The following is an 18,764-nucleotide window of genomic DNA, read 5'->3' as shown; positions in this document are numbered from 1 at the left end:
ACAACTTTCCTTACTTGCGCGCGGGTAGCCCCGCGCACCTGTGTTAACCTGCAATTGCTAACCCTGCGGTCATATGCAGACCATAAAATAGCCCACGGCCAATCAGTTCACCCAGTGCCACCAGCACGACACCTGCAAACAGGCCGAGCGTTTTTGGCTCCTGACGACGAATCAGCGGGCAGATCCAGCAGCCTAAACCCGCCGCCAGCAGCGCGATGCGCCATACCTGAAGCGAACCATAATCCGGAAGCAGGGCGTTAGCCTGCTGGATGGAACTCTGTATTGTCCCCAGCATATTGCTTTGCAACACGACGACCGCCACGCAGACGATAAGTGCCAGTACGCTGACAGACGCGGCAAGAGTGCCTTTGAATGTCACGTTTGCGGCGCGCAGCAGCAGTGCAGCCAGCAGAGGACCAGCAAGGACCATCGTCAGGAAGAAGCTCAGCGTGGTGTAACCCGTATACCAGGTCGGGACAGTCTCAATCTGATAGACCCGGGTCATCGCCCAGACAAAAACGATGCCCAGGATCTGGCTGACAACCAGCCAGATTTTGCCCAAAGCTGGGGGCATTTTACCGATAACCGACACCAGCCACCAGAAACCGCCCACGGCAAAGAAGATCGAACCCGCCGCGATCTCATTACTCAGCGCTGACGCGCCCACGCGGTTAAGCGAGTTGAAGGCACGCAGCGGGGAGCCAAGATGCAGTACCGAGGCCATAAACCCAATACCCATTACCAGCCAGAGAAAAAACAGGCTGCGCACGATGCGCATTCTGGCCTTGTCATCATTTTCCTTAAGCCAGACGAAGCCCATCACGATTAACGCGCCGGCCACGCACTGCCCGAAAACGGTGAAGATCACCAGCGGCCATTCATGCCATCCACTTCCCATCTCACACCTCCTTCGGGTTTGCCAGGTAGCCGGTGGTGTCACCCGTCGGACGGCTGTTGGCGTTAGGTTTAATCACAATACTCGGCTTCGTGAAGTGCGCAGACGGCAGCGGCGCGACGGCAGCAAGCTGGCCGTGTTTTTTGCGCAGCTCCTCAATCGGGCCAAAGTCCAGCGCGCGCAGCGGGCAGGACTCGACGCAGATGGGCTTTTTGCCGTCCGCCACGCGGGTGTGGCAGCCGTCGCACTTGGTCATGTGGCCTTTGGCGGCATTGTACTGCGGCGCGCCGTACGGACAGGCCATGTGGCAGTAGCGACAGCCGATGCAGACATCCTCGTCCACCACCACAAAACCGTCGTCGCGCTTGTGCATTGCCCCGCTCGGGCAGACCTTGGTGCAGGCCGGATCTTCGCAGTGGTTGCAGGCAATCGACAGGTAATAGGCGAAGACATCCTGATGCCAGACGCCGTTGTCCTCCTGCCAGTCGCCGCCCGCATATTCATAAATACGCCGGAAGCTAACGTCCGGGGTCAGGTCTTTGTAATCCTTGCAGGCCAGCTCGCAGGTTTTACACCCGGTGCAGCGGCTGGAATCAATAAAAAATCCATACTGGGTAGTCATCGGTTAATCCTTATGCCTTCTCGATCTGCACCAGGTTCGTGTGCTGCGGGTTGCCTTTCGCCAGCGGTGACGGGCGGTGCGTGGTCAGGGTATTGATGCAGGAGCCGTGATCGACACGATCGCCGTTCATGTTGGCGTCATGCCAGGCGCCCTGGCCCATCGCACTTACTCCGGGCATGATGCGCGGGGTGACTTTCGCGGCAATACGCACTTCGCCGCGGTCGTTGAAGACGCGCACCATATCCCCGTTTTTGATTCCACGTTGCTCCGCATCCACAGGGTTAAGCCACACCTCCTGGCGACAGGCGGCCTGGAGCACATCCACGTTGCCGTAGCTGGAGTGGGTACGGGCTTTAAAGTGGAAACCGAACAGTTGCAGCGGGAATTTGCTGCGCTCGGGCGCGTCCCAGCCTTCAAAGGTTGAGGTATAGACCGGCAGCGGGGTGATGGTCTCGTCTTTTTGCAGTTCCCAGGTTGCCGCAATATCCGCCAGCTTGCTGGAGTAGATCTCGATTTTGCCCGACGGGGTTTTCAGCGGATTGGCATCCGGATCGTCACGGAATTTTTTATAGGCCACGAAATGTCCGTTAGGATCTTTGCGCTTATAAATACCCATTTTTTTCAGCGCGTCGTAGGACGGCAGCAGCGGATCTTTGGCGACCATTTTGGCGTACAGGTAGCGCAGCCACTGCTCCTGCGTACGGCCTTCAGTGAATTTCTGATGGATATCCGGTCCGAGGCGTTTCGCCACTTCACTCATGATCCAGTAGATGGGCTTGCGCTCGAACTTCGGGGCGGTAACCGGCTGGAGAAAAATCAGGTATCCCATGTTGCCGGCGTAATCGTTGGGGATGATATCTTCCTGCTCGACGGTCATCAGGTCCGGCAGAACAATATCGGCATACTTCGCGGACGAGGTCATGAAGTTGTCGATGACGACGATCGTTTCGCACTTGTTCTCATCCTGCAAAATGTCGTGAGTTTTGTTGATATCGGAGTGCTGGTTGATGATGGTATTACCCGCGTAGTTCCAGATGAACTTGATCGGCACATCGAGCTTATCTTTGCCGCGTACGCCGTCGCGCAGGGCGGTCATCTCCGGTCCACGCACGATGGCATCCGTCCAGCTGAAGCAGGAAATTTGCGTTTTCACCGGATTTTCCGGCAGCGGCATGCGTTCGATGGTGATGGTGTAGGTCGATTCGCGCGCGCCGCTGTTGCCGCCGTTAATGCCGACGTTGCCGGTCAGGATCGGCAGCATGGCGATGGCGCGGGACGTTTGCTCCCCGTTAGCCTGACGCTGCGGGCCCCAGCCCTGGCAAATGTAGGCCGGTTTCGCCGAACCGATTTCACGGGCCAGCTTAATGATGCGATCGGCAGGGATGCCCGTTATGCGAGACGCCCACTCAGGGGTTTTCGCGGTTTTGTCATCACCCTGGCCGAGAATATAGGCTTTGTAATGACCATTAGCCGGTGCGCCTTCCGGCAGGGTTTTTTCGTCATAACCCACGCAGTATTTATCGAGGAAAGGTTGATCGACAAGATTTTCATTAATCAGCACCCACGCAATACCTGCCACCAGCGCGGCATCGGTGCCCGGACGAATCGGGATCCACTCGTCTTCACGCCCTGCGGCAGTGTCGGTGTAGCGCGGATCGATAACGATCATCCGCGCGTTTGACCGTTCGCGCGCCTGCTCAAGGTAGTAAGTGATCCCGCCGCCGCTCATGCGCGTTTCCGCCGGATTATTGCCGAACATCACGACCAGTTTGGTGTTTTCGATATCCGATGTGCTGTTGCCGTCGTTGCTGCCGTAGGTGTAGGGCATTGCGCAGGCGATCTGCGCGGTGCTGTAGGTGCCGTAGTGGCTGAGGAAGCCGCCGTAGCAGTTCATCAGGCGCGCGACCAGCGAGGCATAAGGGGAGGAGCGGGTGATGTTGCCGCCTACAATTCCGGAGGAGTAGTTAATGTAGACCGCTTCGTTGCCGTATTTTTCGACCACGCTTTTCAGGCTCGCGGCGATGGTGTCCAGCGCTTCTTCCCAGGTGATACGCTCAAACTTGCCTTCTCCGCGTTTGCCCACGCGTTTCATCGGATAGTTCAGACGGTCTGGGTGATTAATGCGACGGCGAATTGAACGGCCTCGCAGACAGGCGCGAACCTGATGGTTGCCGTAAATATCCTCGCCGGTATTATCCGTTTCAACCCAGTAGACTTCGTCATCGCGAACGTGCAGACGTAGCGCGCAGCGGCTACCGCAGTTTACCGAGCAGGCGCCCCAGACAACTTTGTCTTCTGCGGGCTGAATAGCGGACTGCACAGCGGCGGCGGCGCTTTTCAGACCAAAAGGTAATGCGATCCCACCGGCGGCAAGCGCCAGAGATCCTATGGCAGTAGATTTAACCAGAGTTCGACGGCTTATACCGCCGTGATGTTCAACTTCGGACATAACTCACCCCATCATTGTTAATAATTATTTTCACCCGTGACTACAACCGGGCTAATGATGGGGGGGTGTTACTTATTTAGAGGTATTAAATATTAATCCTCGTCAAATCAGGGGAATTGAGTGGGAAAATCATTGCGGCTCAGCGGGCGCATTCTCTTGCGTACCTGCGCCGCTCACCGGGTAGTTGCCGCTACTGGTGCGGGTGTACAAAATTTTGAAAGTATCGTTGGCACAATGCCCAACGACCTGCGCATCCGGCTGATCGGCCTGATCGTTCGGGACGATGTTCAGGGTAAAGCCAGACTCCGGTACGCCGTTGTTGATAATCTTCTGCTGAATGTCGCTTTTCACGCGCTCGCAGGAGTCCGGGGCCGCAAGAAGAGCGGGTGAAGCACTCATTAACAGCAGGGCGGTAATCCAGGGTAACCGTTTCATCTGTAGCTCCTTTTCACTGTGTGGACTGTAAGCATAGCAGGGTTAGGGTAAGCTTTTGTTTTTGGACCTGTCTTTCTGAATTGTCCTGGAGCCCTGCCTGCGTCATAAAATAAATTGCGAGTAATGGTGCTGATTGTCTACCAGATAAGAAGGCAGGGTGCGTTTTGATACCTCTTGCCTGACCAGTTTTCGGTCTCGTCCCCAGATATCTTCGGCGTTGGTAATAACCTTCATAATATGTTCCGGGTTATTAAATTCCGGCAGATCGTATTCGGTATGAGAAATGGTAGACATTTTTTCGGAAATTCTTTCTGGAGTCATTACCCATGAGAAATGCCAGCCGCCATCTTTCACAATTTTATTATTGATTTTTAGCCAGTTCCATTTAAACCATGACCAGTTTTTATCTTTGCGCGCACGCTTCCAGTTTCTGAAAGATTCAGGCTCACCGTGGAAGAAATGCTTAAGGTTGTAATAGGACGTCGCGCGGGGCAAGGTACATTTTCTCGGCGTACCATCCGTGTTGTGAACCTGGAGATTAAACTGATAGTTGAACACGTTTTGATGAATAGTCGTGCAGAGCGCGCGCGGATTAATGGCCCTGACCGTGTCGGGAGAGAAGATTTCGTCAACGTCTGACACCAGAATCAGATCGTCGTCTGCCGCGTCTTTTAACCCGTTCATAATGGAGTTGCGAAGCGCTGCTTCATTTGCCCAGGCATCAACCTGGTTATTATCCGCACGGTTTAAAATAGGCTGCGCGTCAAAAGGCACGTAAATGATTTTGTCTTTGAATTTGGCAAACTTTGTAATATCGAAATGCAATTCTCTCGGTATGCCCGTAAAAGAGTGTGTTGCTTCTACAATGACAAAACGGTCAACGACATCAGCGAGAGTATGTAATCTGATGTCGAGCAACATATCTTCGTCATAGTATAAAAAACAGTCGTAAATCATGATGTTAACCCGAAAATTTAAGAATCTAATTTTATAATAGTGTGGAATCTTCCGCGCCCAAAGTAGCCACTTTGACAGGTCTCGTCAATGCAAACGACGGATTTATACAGCGCAAAGAGTCAAATGAAGTGCTGTTATGTAAGTTGCTGTATTTGCTAATATGATTGTATCTCTCTTTGAACGGTAAATGATGTGAACAAATACGCAGCGATAACGCTACTGGCAACGGTACTGGTGGGATGCGACAACAACACCGCGCCGCTGTCATTTACGCCGGAGATGGCGAGTTTTTCGAACGAGTTTGACTTTGATCCTCTGCGCGGGCCGGTGAAGGATTTTACCCAGACGCTGTTCAACGATAAGGGTGAAGTCTCTAAACGTGTGACCGGCACGATGTCAACGGAAGGGTGTTTCGATACGCTTGAACTGCACGATCTCGACGCTAATACGGGCGTTGCGATGGTGCTGGATGCTAACTACTACGTCGATGCGGAAACCCAGCAGCAGAAGGTAAAGTTGCAGGGAAAATGTCAGCTGGCGGAACTGCCGTCTGCCGGCCTGACGTGGGACACCGACGATAACGGGTTTGTGGTTGCCGCGCACAGCAAAGAGATGGAAGTGAAGTACCAGTATGACGCCGACGGCTACCCGCTGGGTAAAACTACAGTTTCCGGCGACAAGCGTTTATCGGTCAAGTCGGTGCCGTCGAAAGATCTGCGCAAGCGCATGGATTATACGGCGGTAAGCCTGTTGAACGATAAACCGATGGGCAATGTAAAGCAGAGCTGTGATTACGATCGCCACAATAACCCGGTGAGCTGTGAGCTGGTGATCACCGATGACAGCGTCAAACCTGCCGTTGAGCACAAGTACACCATCAAAAACAGCATTGAATATTATTGAGAATAAAACCGCGCAGGTTACTGCGCGGTGGGTTTAAGCAGGCTGGCGGAGGAGGACTTATGCCCGGCCAGATGCTGATGCTGGAAAATGCACATGCGGATGGTGTTACGGTATTCGCCGTTAATAAAGAACTCATGGATCAGTTCACCTTCCACCATAAAGCCCAGCTTACGGTAGATATGAATCGCTTTTTCGTTCTCTTTGTCGACGATAAGGTAAAGCTTGTAGAGATTCAGGACGTTAAACCCGTAATCCATCGCCAGCTTTGCCGCCCGCGACGCAAGACCTTTCCCCTGGTGCTCCGGTGAAATAATGATCTGAAATTCCGCTCGACGGTGAACGTGGTTGATCTCAACCAGTTCAACCAGCCCGGCTTTCTCACCTTCGCACTCCACCACAAACCGGCGTTCACTCTGATCGTGGATATGCTTGTCGTAGAGATCGGACAGCTCGACAAACGCCTCATAAGGCTCTTCAAACCAGTAGCGCATCACGCTGGCATTGTTGTCGAGCTGGTGAACAAAGCGTAAATCTTCGCGCTCCAGCGGACGGAGCTTAACGTCACACGGCGTCGACATTACGGTGCTACCGTGCGGCCAGTGCGACGATCCAGACAGCGCAGGGTGTTAGGCTCCCAATAGGCGTTGACGTTGGCACTTTGCTGGCATTTGTCGCGGGCATCAAACGCGACGTCTTCTTTATCCCACTCTTTTTCCACGCGCTTATTCACTTTCTGACGCAGGCTGCGGGTGTCATTCCATTGTTCTTTGTCCATGGCGGCGTTCTGACGGCTTTGCGCGCTGTCACCAGACTCAATGATGAGTTTGCTGGTTTCGGCTGATGCCGTTGCGGCGAAGGCGAACGATGACAGCGCCAGTACGGCTGTCAGACAAAGGCGTTTGCTTAATGTAGTCATAGCGTTTCCTTTAAACGGGTGCAGACAATCGGATTACCCCGTTGGATTCTACACCAATCCGAAAGGGTGTCATACCCGCGCGGCAGGTATGGGAACGATGTGAACATTATCGCGTATGATGTCTAAATCAATCCTCACGAAACGAGAAAAATGTTCAAAACGACGCTGCTTTTTTTCGCGACCGCGCTGTGCGAAATCATCGGATGCTTTTTGCCGTGGCTCTGGCTAAAGCGGGGCGCTTCCGCGCTGCTGCTGATCCCGGCGGGTTTGTCCCTGGCCCTTTTTGTCTGGCTGCTCACCCTGCATCCGGCCGCCAGCGGGAGGGTATATGCGGCCTACGGCGGAGTGTACGTCTGTACCGCGCTGCTGTGGCTGCGCGTTGTCGATGGCGTCAGGCTAAGCCTGTATGACTGGGCAGGCGCGCTGATTGCCCTGTGCGGCATGTTGATCATCGTGGCCGGTTGGGGACGCGCATAAGCGTCCTTATAGTGTGATCGCCCGCTGATTTTACGATCATTATACTTGTATGGTAGTAGTGTAGTTGCGTAAATTTCCTGCATCACAACGAGCGATGTAAGGAAATGGATTATGAAGATTGTCGGGGCTGAAGTATTTGTCACCTGCCCGGGGCGTAACTTTGTCACCCTTAAAATCACCACCGATGAGGGCATTGTCGGCCTGGGTGATGCCACGCTGAACGGACGTGAACTTTCCGTTGCCTCCTACCTGAAAGATCACCTGTGCCCTCAGTTGATTGGCCGCGATGCGCACCGCATCGAAGATATCTGGCAGTTCTTCTATAAAGGCGCGTACTGGCGTCGTGGTCCGGTCACCATGTCAGCGATTTCTGCCGTGGATATGGCGTTGTGGGACATTAAGGCGAAAGCCGCGAACATGCCGCTCTATCAGCTTCTGGGCGGAGCCTCCCGGGAAGGGGTGATGGTTTATTGTCACACCACCGGGCACACCATTGACGACGTGCTGGAAGATTATGCCCGTCATAAAGAGATGGGCTTCAAGGCAATTCGCGTGCAGTGCGGCGTGCCGGGAATGAAAACCACCTACGGCATGGCAAAAGGAAAAGGGCTGGCGTATGAGCCAGCGACCAAGGGCGCCTGGCCGGAAGAGCAGCTGTGGTCCACTGAAAAATACCTCGACTTCACGCCGAAACTGTTCGACGCAGTGCGCAGTCAGTTCGGCTTCAATGAACATCTCCTTCACGACATGCACCACCGTCTGACGCCCATCGAAGCGGCGCGATTCGGCAAAAGCATTGAAGAGTACCGTCTGTTCTGGATGGAAGATCCGACTCCCGCTGAAAACCAGGAGTGTTTCCGCCTGATCCGCCAGCACACCGTCACGCCCATTGCGGTGGGGGAAGTGTTCAACAGCATCTGGGACTGCAAGCAGCTGATTGAAGAGCAGCTCATTGACTATATCCGCGCCACCATAACCCATGCGGGCGGCATCACCGGGATGCGTCGCATTGCGGACTTTGCCTCACTTTATCAGGTGCGTACCGGCTCACACGGCCCGTCGGATCTGTCGCCGATTTGCCACGCCGCGGCGCTGCATTTTGACCTGTGGGTACCGAACTTTGGCGTGCAAGAGTATATGGGGTATTCGGAGCAGATGCTGGAAGTGTTCCCGCACAGCTGGCGCTTCGATAACGGCTATATGCACCCGGGCGACAAGCCAGGGCTGGGCATTGAGTTTGATGAGAAGCTGGCGGCGAAATACCCGTACGATCCGGCTTATCTGCCGGTGGCTCGTCTGGAAGACGGCACCCTCTGGAACTGGTAAACGAGGAGCGAATGATGAAAAGCGTAGTGATCCAACAGCCGGATGTGCTGGTGATTGAAGAGCGTCCTCTCCCGTTGCCGGGCGCAGGCGACGTCCGCGTCAAAATTAAGCTCGCCGGTATTTGCGGTTCAGACAGCCATATCTATCGCGGGCATAACCCGTTTGCAAAATACCCGCGGGTAATCGGTCACGAGTTCTTTGGCGAAATAGACGCGGTTGGCGAAGGCGTGGAGGGCACCCGACTGGGCCAGCGCGTTTCGGTTGATCCGGTGATCAGCTGCGGGCACTGCTACCCGTGTTCCGTTGGAAAACCGAACGTTTGTACTTCGCTGGTGGTGCTGGGCGTCCACCGTGACGGCGGCTTCAGCGAATACGCCGTGGTGCCGGCGAAAAATGCCTGGCGCATTCCGGATGCGATCCCTGACCACCACGCGGTGATGGTTGAGCCATTCACCATTGCCGCCAACGTAACGGGGCAGGCGAAACCCACCGAACAGGATGTGGCGCTGATTTACGGCGCAGGCCCGATGGGGCTGGTCACCGTGCAGGCGCTGAAGGGCGTTTACAAGGTGAAGCAGGTCATCGTGGTGGATCGCATTGATGAGCGGCTGGAGATGGCGCAACGCAGCGGCGCAGACTGGGTTTTCAACAACGGCGAGCAGTCCTTACAGACCGCGCTGGATGAAAAAGGCATCAAGCCGACGTTAATCATCGATGCTGCCTGTCATCCGTCCATTTTACAGGAAGCGATTACGCTGGCGTCTCCGGCGGCGCGCATCGTGCTGATGGGCTTCTCCAGCGACCCGAGCCAGATTGTGCAGCAGGGGATCACCGGCAAAGAGCTGTCGATCTTCTCTTCGCGCCTGAATGCCAACAAATTCCCGGTGGTCATTGACTGGCTGGAAAAAGGGCTGATCGACCCTGAAAAACTGGTCACCCATACATTTGACTATCACCACGTTACAGACGCCATCGAACTGTTTGAAAAAGACCAGCGGCAGTGCTGCAAAGTCTTGCTCACGTTCGACCAATAATAATTCACGCGGTTAAGAGCCTGCGAAGACAGGCTCTCAGTGGTACGCATCTTACCTTGCAGAGATAGCCATTATGACTCAAGCACAACCTCAAAGAAGTACGTCAGATCTGGTGAAAGCCGCCGTATCTGGCTGGCTGGGCACCGCCCTGGAGTTTATGGATTTCCAGCTCTACTCCCTTGGCGCCGCGCTGGTGTTTCATGAAATTTTCTTCCCTGAGCAGTCCGCGGCCATGGCGCTGATCCTGGCGATGGGCACCTACGGCGCAGGCTACATCGCGCGTATTGTCGGGGCATTTATCTTCGGCAGAATGGGCGACAGAATTGGCCGTAAAAAAGTGCTGTTTATCACCATCACCATGATGGGGATCTGCACCACCTTAATCGGCGTCCTGCCAACCTACGCGCAGATCGGGATTTTCGCACCGGTGCTGCTGGTGACGCTGCGTATTATTCAGGGGCTGGGCGCGGGGGCTGAAATCTCCGGCGCAGGCACCATGCTGGCCGAATACGCCCCGCAGGGTAAACGCGGCATCATCTCCTCGCTGGTGGCCATGGGCACCAACTGCGGGACGCTGAGCGCCACGGCGATCTGGGCCGTGATGTTCTTTGCCCTCGATCGTGAAGAACTTATTGCCTGGGGCTGGCGCGTGCCGTTCCTCGCCAGCGTGGTGGTGATGATCTTCGCCATCTGGCTGCGTATGAACCTTAAAGAGAGCCCGGTGTTTGAGAAGGTAAACGATGCCGAAGCCGTTGCGCCGGTTGCTGTGCAGGATACCTCGGTCGGCGCGATGTTTAAGAGCAAATCGTTCTGGCTGGCGACGGGGCTGCGCTTTGGTCAGGCCGGTAACTCTGGGCTTATCCAGACCTTCCTTGCCGGGTACTTGGTACAGACGCTGTTATTTGATAAAGCGATCCCAACCGATGCGCTGATGATCAGCTCGATTCTTGGCTTCGTCTCTATCCCGCTGCTGGGCTGGCTGTCCGATAAAGTGGGGCGCCGTCTGCCATATATCATCCTTAACATTTCAGCCATTATTCTGGCTTACCCGATGCTGTCGATTATCGTCGATAAGAGTTACGCGCCGGGCGTGATTATGCTCTCTATCATCGTTATTCATAACTTTGCGGTGCTCGGGCTGTTTGCGCTGGAAAACATCACCATGGCGGAGATGTTTGGATCGCGGAACCGCTTTACCCGCATGGCGATCTCCAAAGAGGCGGGCGGTCTCGTGGCGGTAGGCTTTGGTCCGGTGCTGGCGGGGATCTTCTGCAATATGACCGGGTCCTGGTGGCCGATTGTGGCGATGCTGGTGGCGTACTCGCTGATTGGGCTGGTCTCCGCTTTGCTGATGCCAGAAGTGCGCGACCGCGATTTGAGCCTGGTGGAAGATGCAGCTGAACCCCTGCGCCAGAGCGATACCGCAGCGAAGCAGCGGAAATATGGAGCCCTGTCATGAGTTTTATTAACGATAACTTTATGATTGGCAATGCGAGAGGTGTTGAACTTTATCGAAACGTCGCGAAAGCGCTGCCAATTATTGATTATCACTGTCACCTGGACGCGAAAGATATCTTCGAGAATAAAAATCTCGATAATATTACCGAACTCTGGCTGGCTGGCGATCATTATAAATGGCGCGCCATGCGCGCCAACGGTATTGACGAAAAATACATTACGGGCGATGCCCCGGCGGAGGATAAATTTGCGGCATGGGCTGAAACGGTCGAAGCGAGCTATGGAAATCCGCTCTATCACTGGACTCATTTAGAACTTCACCACTATTTTAACTGTGACGAACCGCTGGGCAGGCATAACTGGCGTGAAATAATGGAGCACTGTAATCTGCTATTGCAGCAGCCTGATTTTACGCCGAGGGAACTCATTAAACGCTCCAGGGTAGAAGTTATTTGCACGACAGATGCTCCGCTTGATGATTTACGCTACCATCAATTATTGCGTGATGACGCGACGTTCAACGTTAAGGTATTACCGACCTTTCGTCCGGACGATGTTTTTGCGCAAAACGCGGAACAGTTTGCCGACTTTATCGATCGATTAGGTGAGACGACAGGATCTAAAATCCAGACATTCAGCGATTTTGTTAAGGGAATGAGCCAGCGTATTGCCTGGTTCCACGAAATGGGGTGCCGAATTTCCGATCACGGACCCGTGGAGATCCATTTTCAGTCAGCAGATGAAAGACAGGTTGAATCCGTGTTTGCCCGAAAGCGCCGGGGTGAAAATCTGGACGCCCGTAATAATGCGATTCTTGACAGTGCCATTTTTATTATGCTGGCGCATAATTACAGGCAGCATAACTGGGCAATGCAGATACACTTCGGTGCGATTCGCAATAATAATTCCCGCATGTACCGTTCTTTGGGTAGTAATACTGGTTTTGACTCGCTGACCGATCAGTCGAATCTTGCGGCCAATCTCAACCAACTCCTGGATGCAATGGCGCAGGCTGAAGCTTTGCCCAAAACCATTCTATATAACCTCAACGCCAGCTATAACGATATTGTCGCGACGACTATCGCTAATTTTCAGACTGCGGAATTGGGCGTTAAATCGCCGATACAGTTTGGCTCCGGATGGTGGTTTAACGACACTCAACGCGGAATGGAAAACCAGCTACATAGCCTTGCGGATCAGGGGCTATTAATGAATTTTGTCGGTATGTTAACCGATTCCCGTAGTCTGGTTTCGTATACTCGCCACGATTATTTCCGACGTATTTTGTGCAATATCATTGTTGGCTGGGTGGAGCGTGGTGAAGTTCCGGATAATAACGCCATCCTAACGAAGATGGTTAAAAATATTTGCCATGATAATGCTGAAAACTATTTCAGATTCTAAATTCTACTCACTGAGTGGGGATGGAACATGTCTCGTACTGCAAAAAAAATTACTATTCCGGTTAGTATCGGCTACGGACTAACGGATATTATGGGCGGCGGTGCCTTTACCGTTATCGGTGCCTGGTTATTATTCTTCTATACGACATTTGTTGGGTTGTCACCGGTTGAAGCGGCGTCTATTGTTGCTATAGCGCGCATTGTCGATGCTATCGTTAGTTTGTTTATGGGAAGTTTCACTGACCATTTTTACAAAAACTATTTTGGTAAAAAATTTGGTCGCCGACGTTTCTTTTTGCTGATCGGTGCACCGTTGATGCTGGTCTATGCATTGCTGTGGCTTGATGGCATGACATACGGTTTTTATCTCGCCGTCTATCTAGCATTTGAAATTATTGCTGCAATGGTACTGATCCCGTGGGAAACGTTACCGTCAGAAATGACAAAAGACTTTAACCAGCGGACCAAACTCTCTACCTGTCGCATGTTTCTTTCAGCGTCCGGGACGTTTCTGGCGACATTTATTCCCGGATTACTGATAGGCTATTTCGGGGAAAACAGCGCCCATGCCTACCTCATAAACGGCGTTATTTTTGCTGTACTGTTTATGGTATGTGTATTCATCTCGTGGAAAGTGACCTGGGAACGCGAGTTGACGCCGGAAATGCTCTCCGGGCTGGAAAAAAACACACGCCCACAAACAGCAGGGGAGAAGCTGGCTGCCTTTGGACGACTTTTTAAGGAGTATGGTTCCACCCTGAAAATCCGGGCCTTCAGGAAACATCTCGCCATCTATCTGCTGTCGTTTACCGGCAAAGATGTCTACAACACGGTATTTGTATTTTTCTGCGTGTACTGTCTGAATGTCTCTTCCTCACTGGCAGGCACGCTGCTGTCGATGAGTATTGTGGGGCTGCCCGTCACGTTAATTGCGGGTATAGGGATCATCAGATATGGGCCATCAAAGCTATATGTATTTGCCTATTCACTGATGTTGCTCTGTTTGGGGGGCTTCTTTGCCGTGTACCAGATCCCTGCGCTGAATACCGTCGCGACGCTGGTCATTCTGGCCGGGGTGTATCAGGTGGGGCGCTGCGTCCTTGAGTTTACACCGTGGAACGTGTTCCCGTTCATTCCAGATATCGATGAAATGGTCAGCCGTCAGCGTCGTGAGGGACTGTTTGCCGCGGTAATGACATTCTCCCGAAAAACCACGGTCGCTATTGCCACCTTTATTGTGGGTCTCCTGTTACAAAGCGGCGGATTTGTAAAAGGGAGCCAGACGCAGCCAACCGAAGCCATCCACACCATCGCAATGCTGATGTTCATCGGCACTGCTGCCTTGCTTATCCTGGCCCTGTGGCAGGCTCTGACATTTAACCTGAACAAGCGTACGCACAAAATCTTTGTGGATGAGCTGGATCGCCTGAAAGCCAACGGCTCTCCCCAACGCGTATCCGCCGAAGCTCGCCGGGTCGTGGAAGATTTAACAGGCTATTCCTACGACAGGTTGTGGCGTGAGCCGACGGTCCGGTCCGGCGAGCAGACGGTGCGCACCCCTGTATGATCTGGTTTATATCTTTTGCCAGATGTCACACAACTTAATTTTTATATCACACCACTTGGCCGAAAGTTAATGTAAATCAATGTTCATGGCAGCATAACCAGTATTGTGATCGGCAGGATAAAGTAATGACACTGCCATTCTAGTTGGTTTAGTCAACCGGCGCAGCCGCACTGTCACCAGAGCGGCTGCGGATCTCAGCGTTCATAATTAACGAGTCTCAATCATGGAAAACCGTTTATTACAGGCGAAGGCAACGCGTCCTCAGTACGATCGCGACAGCCTCAAGGCACGCATTGTTCATTTAGGGTTTGGCGCGTTTCACCGTGCGCACCAGGCGGTGTACACCGATATACTCGCCGCAGAACAGGGCAGCGACTGGGGTTACTGCGAAGTTAACCTGATTGGCGGCGAACAGCAGATCGCCGATCTGAAGGCACAGGATAATCTTTATACCGTAGCAGAGATGTCTGCCGATGCGTGGACGGCGCGCGTGGTCGGCGTCGTCAAAAATGCGCTGCATGCGCAGGTCGACGGCCTTGAAACCGTGCTGGCGGCGCTGTGCGATCCGCAGGTCGCCATTGTTTCCCTGACCATCACCGAGAAAGGGTATTGCCACTCCCCGGCAACCGGACAACTGATGTTCGATCATCCGTTAATCGTTGCCGACATGCAAAACCCCCATCAGCCGAAATCTGCGCCAGGCGTAGTGGTTGAAGCGCTGGCGCGGCGTAAGGCGGCGGGGCTGCCAGCATTCAGCGTGATGTCATGCGATAACATGCCGGAAAACGGCCACGTGATGCGCAATGTCACCTGCGCCTACGCGCGCGCTGTTGACGGCGAACTGGCCGACTGGATTGAAGCGAACGTCACCTTCCCGTCAACCATGGTGGACCGTATTGTGCCCGCCGTCACGGCTGAAACGCTGGATAAAATTGAACAGCTAACCGGCGTACGCGATCCGGCAGGTGTCGCCTGCGAGCCGTTCCGCCAGTGGGTGGTAGAAGATAATTTCGTCGCCGGACGTCCACAGTGGGAAAAGGCCGGTGCGGAACTGGTTTCTGATGTCATTCCGTTTGAAGAGATGAAGCTGCGTATGCTTAACGGCAGCCACTCGTTCCTGGCCTATCTCGGCTACCTGGCCGGTTATCAGCACATTAACGACTGCATGGAAGATGAACATTATCGCGCAGCCGCGCATGCGCTGATGCTGAAAGAGCAGGCGCCGACGCTGAAAGTGAAGGGGGTGGATTTAGCTCACTATGCCGACCTGCTGATCGCACGTTACAGCAATCCGGCCCTGCGCCACCGCACCTGGCAAATCGCCATGGACGGTAGCCAGAAATTGCCGCAGCGGATGCTCGATTCCGTTCGCTGGCACCTTGTCCACCAGAAACCCTTCCCGCTGCTGGCCCTCGGTGTTGCGGGCTGGATGCGTTATGTCGGCGGTGTGGATGAGCAGGGTAACGCGATTGAGGTGAGCGATCCGCAGCTGGCGGTGATTCAGGCGGCGGTAAACGGTAGCGCTGAAGGCGAAAGCCGCGTTAGCGCGCTGTTGGGCATTGAGGCTATTTTCGGTAACGAGCTGCCGAAGGACGCGGTGTTTGTGGCTGCGGTCATGCAGGCCTATCAAACGTTGCTGCAAAAAGGCGCGAAGGCCACGGTTGCTGAGTACGCCTCCCGGCTTTAACGCGATGACATGCCGCCGTCCGCGGCGGCATGTCGGGGCGCAGCTTAGTGCATCCCCAGGCGAATCAGCTCAATCGGTTCGAACTTACCTTCGCATCCTTCGACTTCAACCGTTTTACCACGACGCACCTGCTCGGCATTAAGGCCGTCGCTGTGGATCGCTTTAATCACGCCGAACTGGCCTGTGCCGCTAATCATGACGCGGCTGCCAGTGGTGATTGCATTTCGGTTACGGTCGTATGTCATCATGGTATTTTCTCCTCTCGTACTTATCCGTTACGGCGCTAATTCAACGGCTGCCGTTCACGGGGCACTATTAATACGCCTCTCTTTAACGAAATTATTTGCTTTTGATCAAGCTCACACTTTTTTCTTATTTCATGCAGGCGTTGACGGTTCAGGACACCACTTTACAAAGCGGACAGTTATTTTCCTTAATTGATAGTTTCCGGGTGCAAGAGTTTAGGCTTTGTTTATATCCACAATGTCATTCTGGAGGCAGAAAATAACCCTTCATCGGAAAAGGAGTCAGGCTTATGTATAAGAAAATTTTGATGCCTGTTGATGTGTTTGAAATGGATTTGAGCGATAAAGCGGTACGCCACGCGGTCAACCTCGCGAAGGCGGAAGGCGCGACGATCACCCTGGTCAACATTCTCCCTAACAGCAGCCGTTCGTTACTGCGGGGGTTCAATGCCGATATTAAGAAGTTCGAAGAGTATATGACCGCCGAGTCTGATAAGAAGATGAAGGCGCTGAAACGGCTCTTTGATATGTCCCCGGACAATATTGACTGTGAAGTTCGCTTCGGCAACGTACGCGATGAAATCATCAAGCTCAGCAAAGAGGGGAAATATGATGTCATTGTTATCGGATCAAAAAATCCGAGCATTACAACCCATCTGCTGGGTTCAAATGCTGAAACTATTCTGCGCTACGCCACTATTCCGGTATTAGTGGTCCGCTAATTACTTCGCCGCAACCGTAAGGGGGCGGCAAGGTTTTATTCTTCGCTGAACCACTCGCGGTTTTCCTGGCGAATTAACTGAACTGACTCACTAATTTCCTGAAGGTGAAGCGTCATCGCTTTATCTACGGCTTCCACGTCGCGTTTTTCCAGCGCGCTGAAAATATCATGATGCTGGCGCAGCAACATCTCTGGCGGAGAAACATGGTCGAGGCTCATGTAGCGCACGCGGTCGATGGTAGCTTTGATGTTTTCGACGGTATCCCACGCGAGCTGGCACTCGGCGATCTGCGCCAGTTTCTGGTGGAACTCGTCGTCCAGCTGGAAAAAGTCGTTTAACTGTTTGCGGTCGATGGCGATTCGTTGCTGATGCAGGTTTTGCTCCAGCAGGTAGCACTGGTTATCGTTGATGAGCGACGCGGCGCGACGCACCACGGCGCACTCGATGGCCTGGCGAACAAAACAGCCATTCCGTACCTGCGAAAGCGAAATTTTATTTACGTAGCTGCCGCGCTGAGGGCGGATCTGAATAAGGCCGTTTTCTGCGAGCTTAATAAACGCCTCACGTACGGGCTGACGGGAAACGTCAAAACGTACCGAAACCTCTTTTTCTGAGAGTGGCGTTCCCGGTGGGATCAGGCAGCGGACAATATCACGGCGTAAGATGCGATATATTTGCTGATTAACGGGCTGGGTAGGATTAAGTTGCGATTCAGCGGCCATGGGTTGTGATTTCTCAGAGAGTTAACCTGAACATACTACCATTCTTTTCCCTGCCATCACATACCCGGCCCGCAGGCCGGGTGGGGTAAATTAACCGCGATGCACGCTGAGTCCGGCATAGGACTGGCTGACGGGCATCATCTCAACCGTATTGATGTTGACATGCTTCGGCAGATTCGCGACCCACCAGACGGTTTCGGTGATATCTTCCGGCGTCAGCGCATTCGCGTTTTCATAGGTTTTATCCGCTTTCGCGTCGTCGCCTTTGAAACGCACGTTGGAGAATTCAGTTCCGCCTACCAGACCCGGTTCAACATCGGTCACGCGGATCGCGGTTCCGTGCAGGTCGGTGCGCAGGTTCAGGCTGAACTGGCGGACAAAGGCTTTGGTCGCGCCATAGACGTTGCCGCCCGCGTAAGGCCAGCTTCCGGCGGTGGAACCGATGTTAATGATATGGCCACGGTTACGTTCAACCATGCCCGGCAGCACGGCGCGGGTCATGTACACCAGCCCTTTGTTGTTGGTGTCGATCATGTTTTCCCAGTCTTCCACGCTGGCTTTGTGGGCAGGCTCCATGCCCAGTGCCAGGCCAGCGTTATTGACCAGCACGTCAATTTCACGCCATTCGGCAGGCAGGTTGGCAATCATCTCTTCAATGGCGGCGCGGTTGCGCACGTCCAGCTGTGCGGTCAGAATGCTGTCACCCAGCTCGTCTTTTAGCTCCTGCAAACGCTCCTGACGACGCCCTGTTGCAATCACTTTGTGTCCGTTGGCGACGAAGCGACGCGTGATGCTTTCACCAAAACCCGCTGTCGCCCCGGTAACTAAAATAATCATCTCACTGTTCCTCAACGCTTTTTGTGTTGTACTAACATAGCACGCTCTCCGGCACGTCGTTAAGGCAACATTTGTATGACGCCATTGCAGGCTAGCGCAGGCTGGCCTA

Annotated in this window: 19 protein-coding genes; 9 read left to right on the top strand and 10 right to left on the bottom strand. The window is 53.6% G+C overall.

Features of this window, described 5'->3' with window-relative positions:
• Positions 1-43: 43 nt before the first annotated feature.
• The 5 genes from SK62_RS11065 to SK62_RS11045 form a co-directional block, all read right to left on the bottom strand.
• On the bottom strand, positions 44-898 hold the full coding sequence (locus SK62_RS11065; protein ID WP_048249543.1) for a dimethyl sulfoxide reductase anchor subunit family protein: 855 nt from the start codon (positions 896-898) through the stop codon (positions 44-46).
• Between the two features lies 1 nt (position 899).
• Positions 900-1,517, bottom strand: a complete 618-nt coding sequence (locus SK62_RS11060) for a DMSO/selenate family reductase complex B subunit (protein ID WP_048249541.1) — start codon at positions 1,515-1,517, stop codon at positions 900-902.
• Between the two features lie 10 nt (positions 1,518-1,527).
• Positions 1,528-3,966, bottom strand: coding sequence for a selenate/tellurate reductase subunit YnfE (gene ynfE, locus SK62_RS11055; RefSeq protein ID WP_047719601.1), 2,439 nt, complete (start codon positions 3,964-3,966; stop codon positions 1,528-1,530).
• Between the two features lie 129 nt (positions 3,967-4,095).
• Positions 4,096-4,401, bottom strand: coding sequence for a DUF1161 domain-containing protein (locus SK62_RS11050; RefSeq protein ID WP_003857424.1), 306 nt, complete (start codon positions 4,399-4,401; stop codon positions 4,096-4,098).
• 102 nt (positions 4,402-4,503) lie between these two features.
• Positions 4,504-5,358 carry a glycosyltransferase family 17 protein gene (locus SK62_RS11045; RefSeq protein WP_003857421.1) on the bottom strand — a complete coding sequence of 285 codons (855 nt, stop codon included), beginning with the start codon at positions 5,356-5,358 and terminating at the stop codon, positions 4,504-4,506.
• Positions 5,359-5,550: 192 nt separating this feature from the next.
• On the opposite strand from SK62_RS11045, the gene SK62_RS11040 reads away from it, so the two are divergent.
• Positions 5,551-6,261 carry a YnfC family lipoprotein gene (locus SK62_RS11040; protein ID WP_047719599.1) on the top strand — a complete coding sequence of 237 codons (711 nt, stop codon included), beginning with the start codon at positions 5,551-5,553 and terminating at the stop codon, positions 6,259-6,261.
• Positions 6,262-6,278: 17 nt separating this feature from the next.
• Here SK62_RS11040 and speG read toward each other — a convergent pair whose 3' ends face one another.
• Together speG and SK62_RS11030 are read right to left on the bottom strand one after the other, a co-directional pair.
• Entirely contained in the window at positions 6,279-6,839 is a 561-nt protein-coding gene (gene speG / locus SK62_RS11035; RefSeq protein ID WP_003857416.1) for a spermidine N1-acetyltransferase, read from the bottom strand.
• Positions 6,839-7,177 (bottom strand): DUF1283 family protein, encoded by a 339-nt coding sequence (locus SK62_RS11030; RefSeq protein WP_006808856.1) that lies wholly within the window; start codon positions 7,175-7,177, stop codon positions 6,839-6,841. The genes speG and SK62_RS11030 overlap by 1 nt, the downstream gene beginning before the upstream one ends.
• 150 nt (positions 7,178-7,327) lie before the next feature.
• On the opposite strand from SK62_RS11030, the gene SK62_RS11025 reads away from it, so the two are divergent.
• The 7 genes from SK62_RS11025 to SK62_RS10995 all read left to right on the top strand — a co-directional run bounded on the left by SK62_RS11025 (position 7,328) and on the right by SK62_RS10995 (position 16,129).
• On the top strand, positions 7,328-7,654 hold the full coding sequence (locus SK62_RS11025) for a YnfA family protein (RefSeq protein WP_047719598.1): 327 nt from the start codon (positions 7,328-7,330) through the stop codon (positions 7,652-7,654).
• A 111-nt stretch (positions 7,655-7,765) separates the two neighbouring features.
• Positions 7,766-8,980 carry a D-mannonate dehydratase ManD gene (gene manD / locus SK62_RS11020; protein WP_017384541.1) on the top strand — a complete coding sequence of 405 codons (1,215 nt, stop codon included), beginning with the start codon at positions 7,766-7,768 and terminating at the stop codon, positions 8,978-8,980.
• Between the two features lie 14 nt (positions 8,981-8,994).
• Positions 8,995-10,014 carry a Zn-dependent oxidoreductase gene (locus tag SK62_RS11015; RefSeq protein WP_033486750.1) on the top strand — a complete coding sequence of 340 codons (1,020 nt, stop codon included), beginning with the start codon at positions 8,995-8,997 and terminating at the stop codon, positions 10,012-10,014.
• Between the two features lie 73 nt (positions 10,015-10,087).
• Entirely contained in the window at positions 10,088-11,473 is a 1,386-nt protein-coding gene (locus tag SK62_RS11010) for an MFS transporter (RefSeq protein WP_040117592.1), read from the top strand.
• Complete coding sequence (gene uxaC, locus SK62_RS11005) at positions 11,470-12,876, top strand: glucuronate isomerase (protein ID WP_047719597.1); 1,407 nt, start codon at positions 11,470-11,472, stop codon at positions 12,874-12,876. Before SK62_RS11010 ends, uxaC begins: the two co-directional genes overlap by 4 nt.
• Before the next feature lie 27 nt (positions 12,877-12,903).
• A complete protein-coding gene (locus tag SK62_RS11000) occupies positions 12,904-14,442 on the top strand; it encodes an MFS transporter (protein ID WP_015570613.1) in 1,539 nt (512 codons plus the stop codon).
• A 223-nt stretch (positions 14,443-14,665) separates the two neighbouring features.
• Positions 14,666-16,129 carry a mannitol dehydrogenase family protein gene (locus SK62_RS10995; RefSeq protein WP_047719596.1) on the top strand — a complete coding sequence of 488 codons (1,464 nt, stop codon included), beginning with the start codon at positions 14,666-14,668 and terminating at the stop codon, positions 16,127-16,129.
• Between the two features lie 44 nt (positions 16,130-16,173).
• Here the strand turns inward: SK62_RS10995 and ydfZ are convergent, their stop codons facing one another.
• Positions 16,174-16,377, bottom strand: coding sequence for a putative selenium delivery protein YdfZ (gene ydfZ / locus SK62_RS10990; protein WP_003857405.1), 204 nt, complete (start codon positions 16,375-16,377; stop codon positions 16,174-16,176).
• 287 nt (positions 16,378-16,664) lie between these two features.
• On the opposite strand from ydfZ, the gene SK62_RS10985 reads away from it, so the two are divergent.
• Entirely contained in the window at positions 16,665-17,096 is a 432-nt protein-coding gene (locus tag SK62_RS10985; RefSeq protein WP_015570611.1) for a universal stress protein, read from the top strand.
• 35 nt (positions 17,097-17,131) lie between these two features.
• Here SK62_RS10985 and SK62_RS10980 read toward each other — a convergent pair whose 3' ends face one another.
• Both SK62_RS10980 and ydfG read right to left on the bottom strand, forming a co-directional pair.
• A complete protein-coding gene (locus tag SK62_RS10980; RefSeq protein WP_003857403.1) occupies positions 17,132-17,818 on the bottom strand; it encodes a GntR family transcriptional regulator in 687 nt (228 codons plus the stop codon).
• Between the two features lie 90 nt (positions 17,819-17,908).
• A complete protein-coding gene (gene ydfG, locus SK62_RS10975; RefSeq protein ID WP_040117594.1) occupies positions 17,909-18,655 on the bottom strand; it encodes a bifunctional NADP-dependent 3-hydroxy acid dehydrogenase/3-hydroxypropionate dehydrogenase YdfG in 747 nt (248 codons plus the stop codon).
• Positions 18,656-18,764: the final 109 nt, after the last annotated feature.

Origin of the sequence: Enterobacter sp. BIDMC109 (genome assembly GCF_001037885.1) — a bacterium.
GTDB lineage: Bacteria > Pseudomonadota > Gammaproteobacteria > Enterobacterales > Enterobacteriaceae > Enterobacter > Enterobacter hormaechei_C.
The sequence above is the reverse complement of the archived record's forward strand: the minus strand, read 5'-3'. Positions and strand labels throughout refer to the sequence as shown.

Coding starts and splice junctions, on each gene's coding strand:
- SK62_RS11065 (WP_048249543.1), bottom strand. CDS start 898: ATGGGAAGTGGATGGCATGAATGGCCGCTGGTGATCTTCACCGTTTTC.
- SK62_RS11060 (WP_048249541.1), bottom strand. CDS start 1,517: ATGACTACCCAGTATGGATTTTTTATTGATTCCAGCCGCTGCACCGGG.
- ynfE (WP_047719601.1), bottom strand. CDS start 3,966: ATGTCCGAAGTTGAACATCACGGCGGTATAAGCCGTCGAACTCTGGTT.
- SK62_RS11050 (WP_003857424.1), bottom strand. CDS start 4,401: ATGAAACGGTTACCCTGGATTACCGCCCTGCTGTTAATGAGTGCTTCA.
- SK62_RS11045 (WP_003857421.1), bottom strand. CDS start 5,358: ATGATTTACGACTGTTTTTTATACTATGACGAAGATATGTTGCTCGAC.
- speG (WP_003857416.1), bottom strand. CDS start 6,839: ATGTCGACGCCGTGTGACGTTAAGCTCCGTCCGCTGGAGCGCGAAGAT.
- SK62_RS11030 (WP_006808856.1), bottom strand. CDS start 7,177: ATGACTACATTAAGCAAACGCCTTTGTCTGACAGCCGTACTGGCGCTG.
- SK62_RS11025 (WP_047719598.1), top strand. CDS start 7,328: ATGTTCAAAACGACGCTGCTTTTTTTCGCGACCGCGCTGTGCGAAATC.
- manD (WP_017384541.1), top strand. CDS start 7,766: ATGAAGATTGTCGGGGCTGAAGTATTTGTCACCTGCCCGGGGCGTAAC.
- SK62_RS11015 (WP_033486750.1), top strand. CDS start 8,995: ATGAAAAGCGTAGTGATCCAACAGCCGGATGTGCTGGTGATTGAAGAG.
- SK62_RS11010 (WP_040117592.1), top strand. CDS start 10,088: ATGACTCAAGCACAACCTCAAAGAAGTACGTCAGATCTGGTGAAAGCC.
- uxaC (WP_047719597.1), top strand. CDS start 11,470: ATGAGTTTTATTAACGATAACTTTATGATTGGCAATGCGAGAGGTGTT.
- SK62_RS11000 (WP_015570613.1), top strand. CDS start 12,904: ATGTCTCGTACTGCAAAAAAAATTACTATTCCGGTTAGTATCGGCTAC.
- SK62_RS10995 (WP_047719596.1), top strand. CDS start 14,666: ATGGAAAACCGTTTATTACAGGCGAAGGCAACGCGTCCTCAGTACGAT.
- ydfZ (WP_003857405.1), bottom strand. CDS start 16,377: ATGATGACATACGACCGTAACCGAAATGCAATCACCACTGGCAGCCGC.
- SK62_RS10985 (WP_015570611.1), top strand. CDS start 16,665: ATGTATAAGAAAATTTTGATGCCTGTTGATGTGTTTGAAATGGATTTG.
- SK62_RS10980 (WP_003857403.1), bottom strand. CDS start 17,818: ATGGCCGCTGAATCGCAACTTAATCCTACCCAGCCCGTTAATCAGCAA.
- ydfG (WP_040117594.1), bottom strand. CDS start 18,655: ATGATTATTTTAGTTACCGGGGCGACAGCGGGTTTTGGTGAAAGCATC.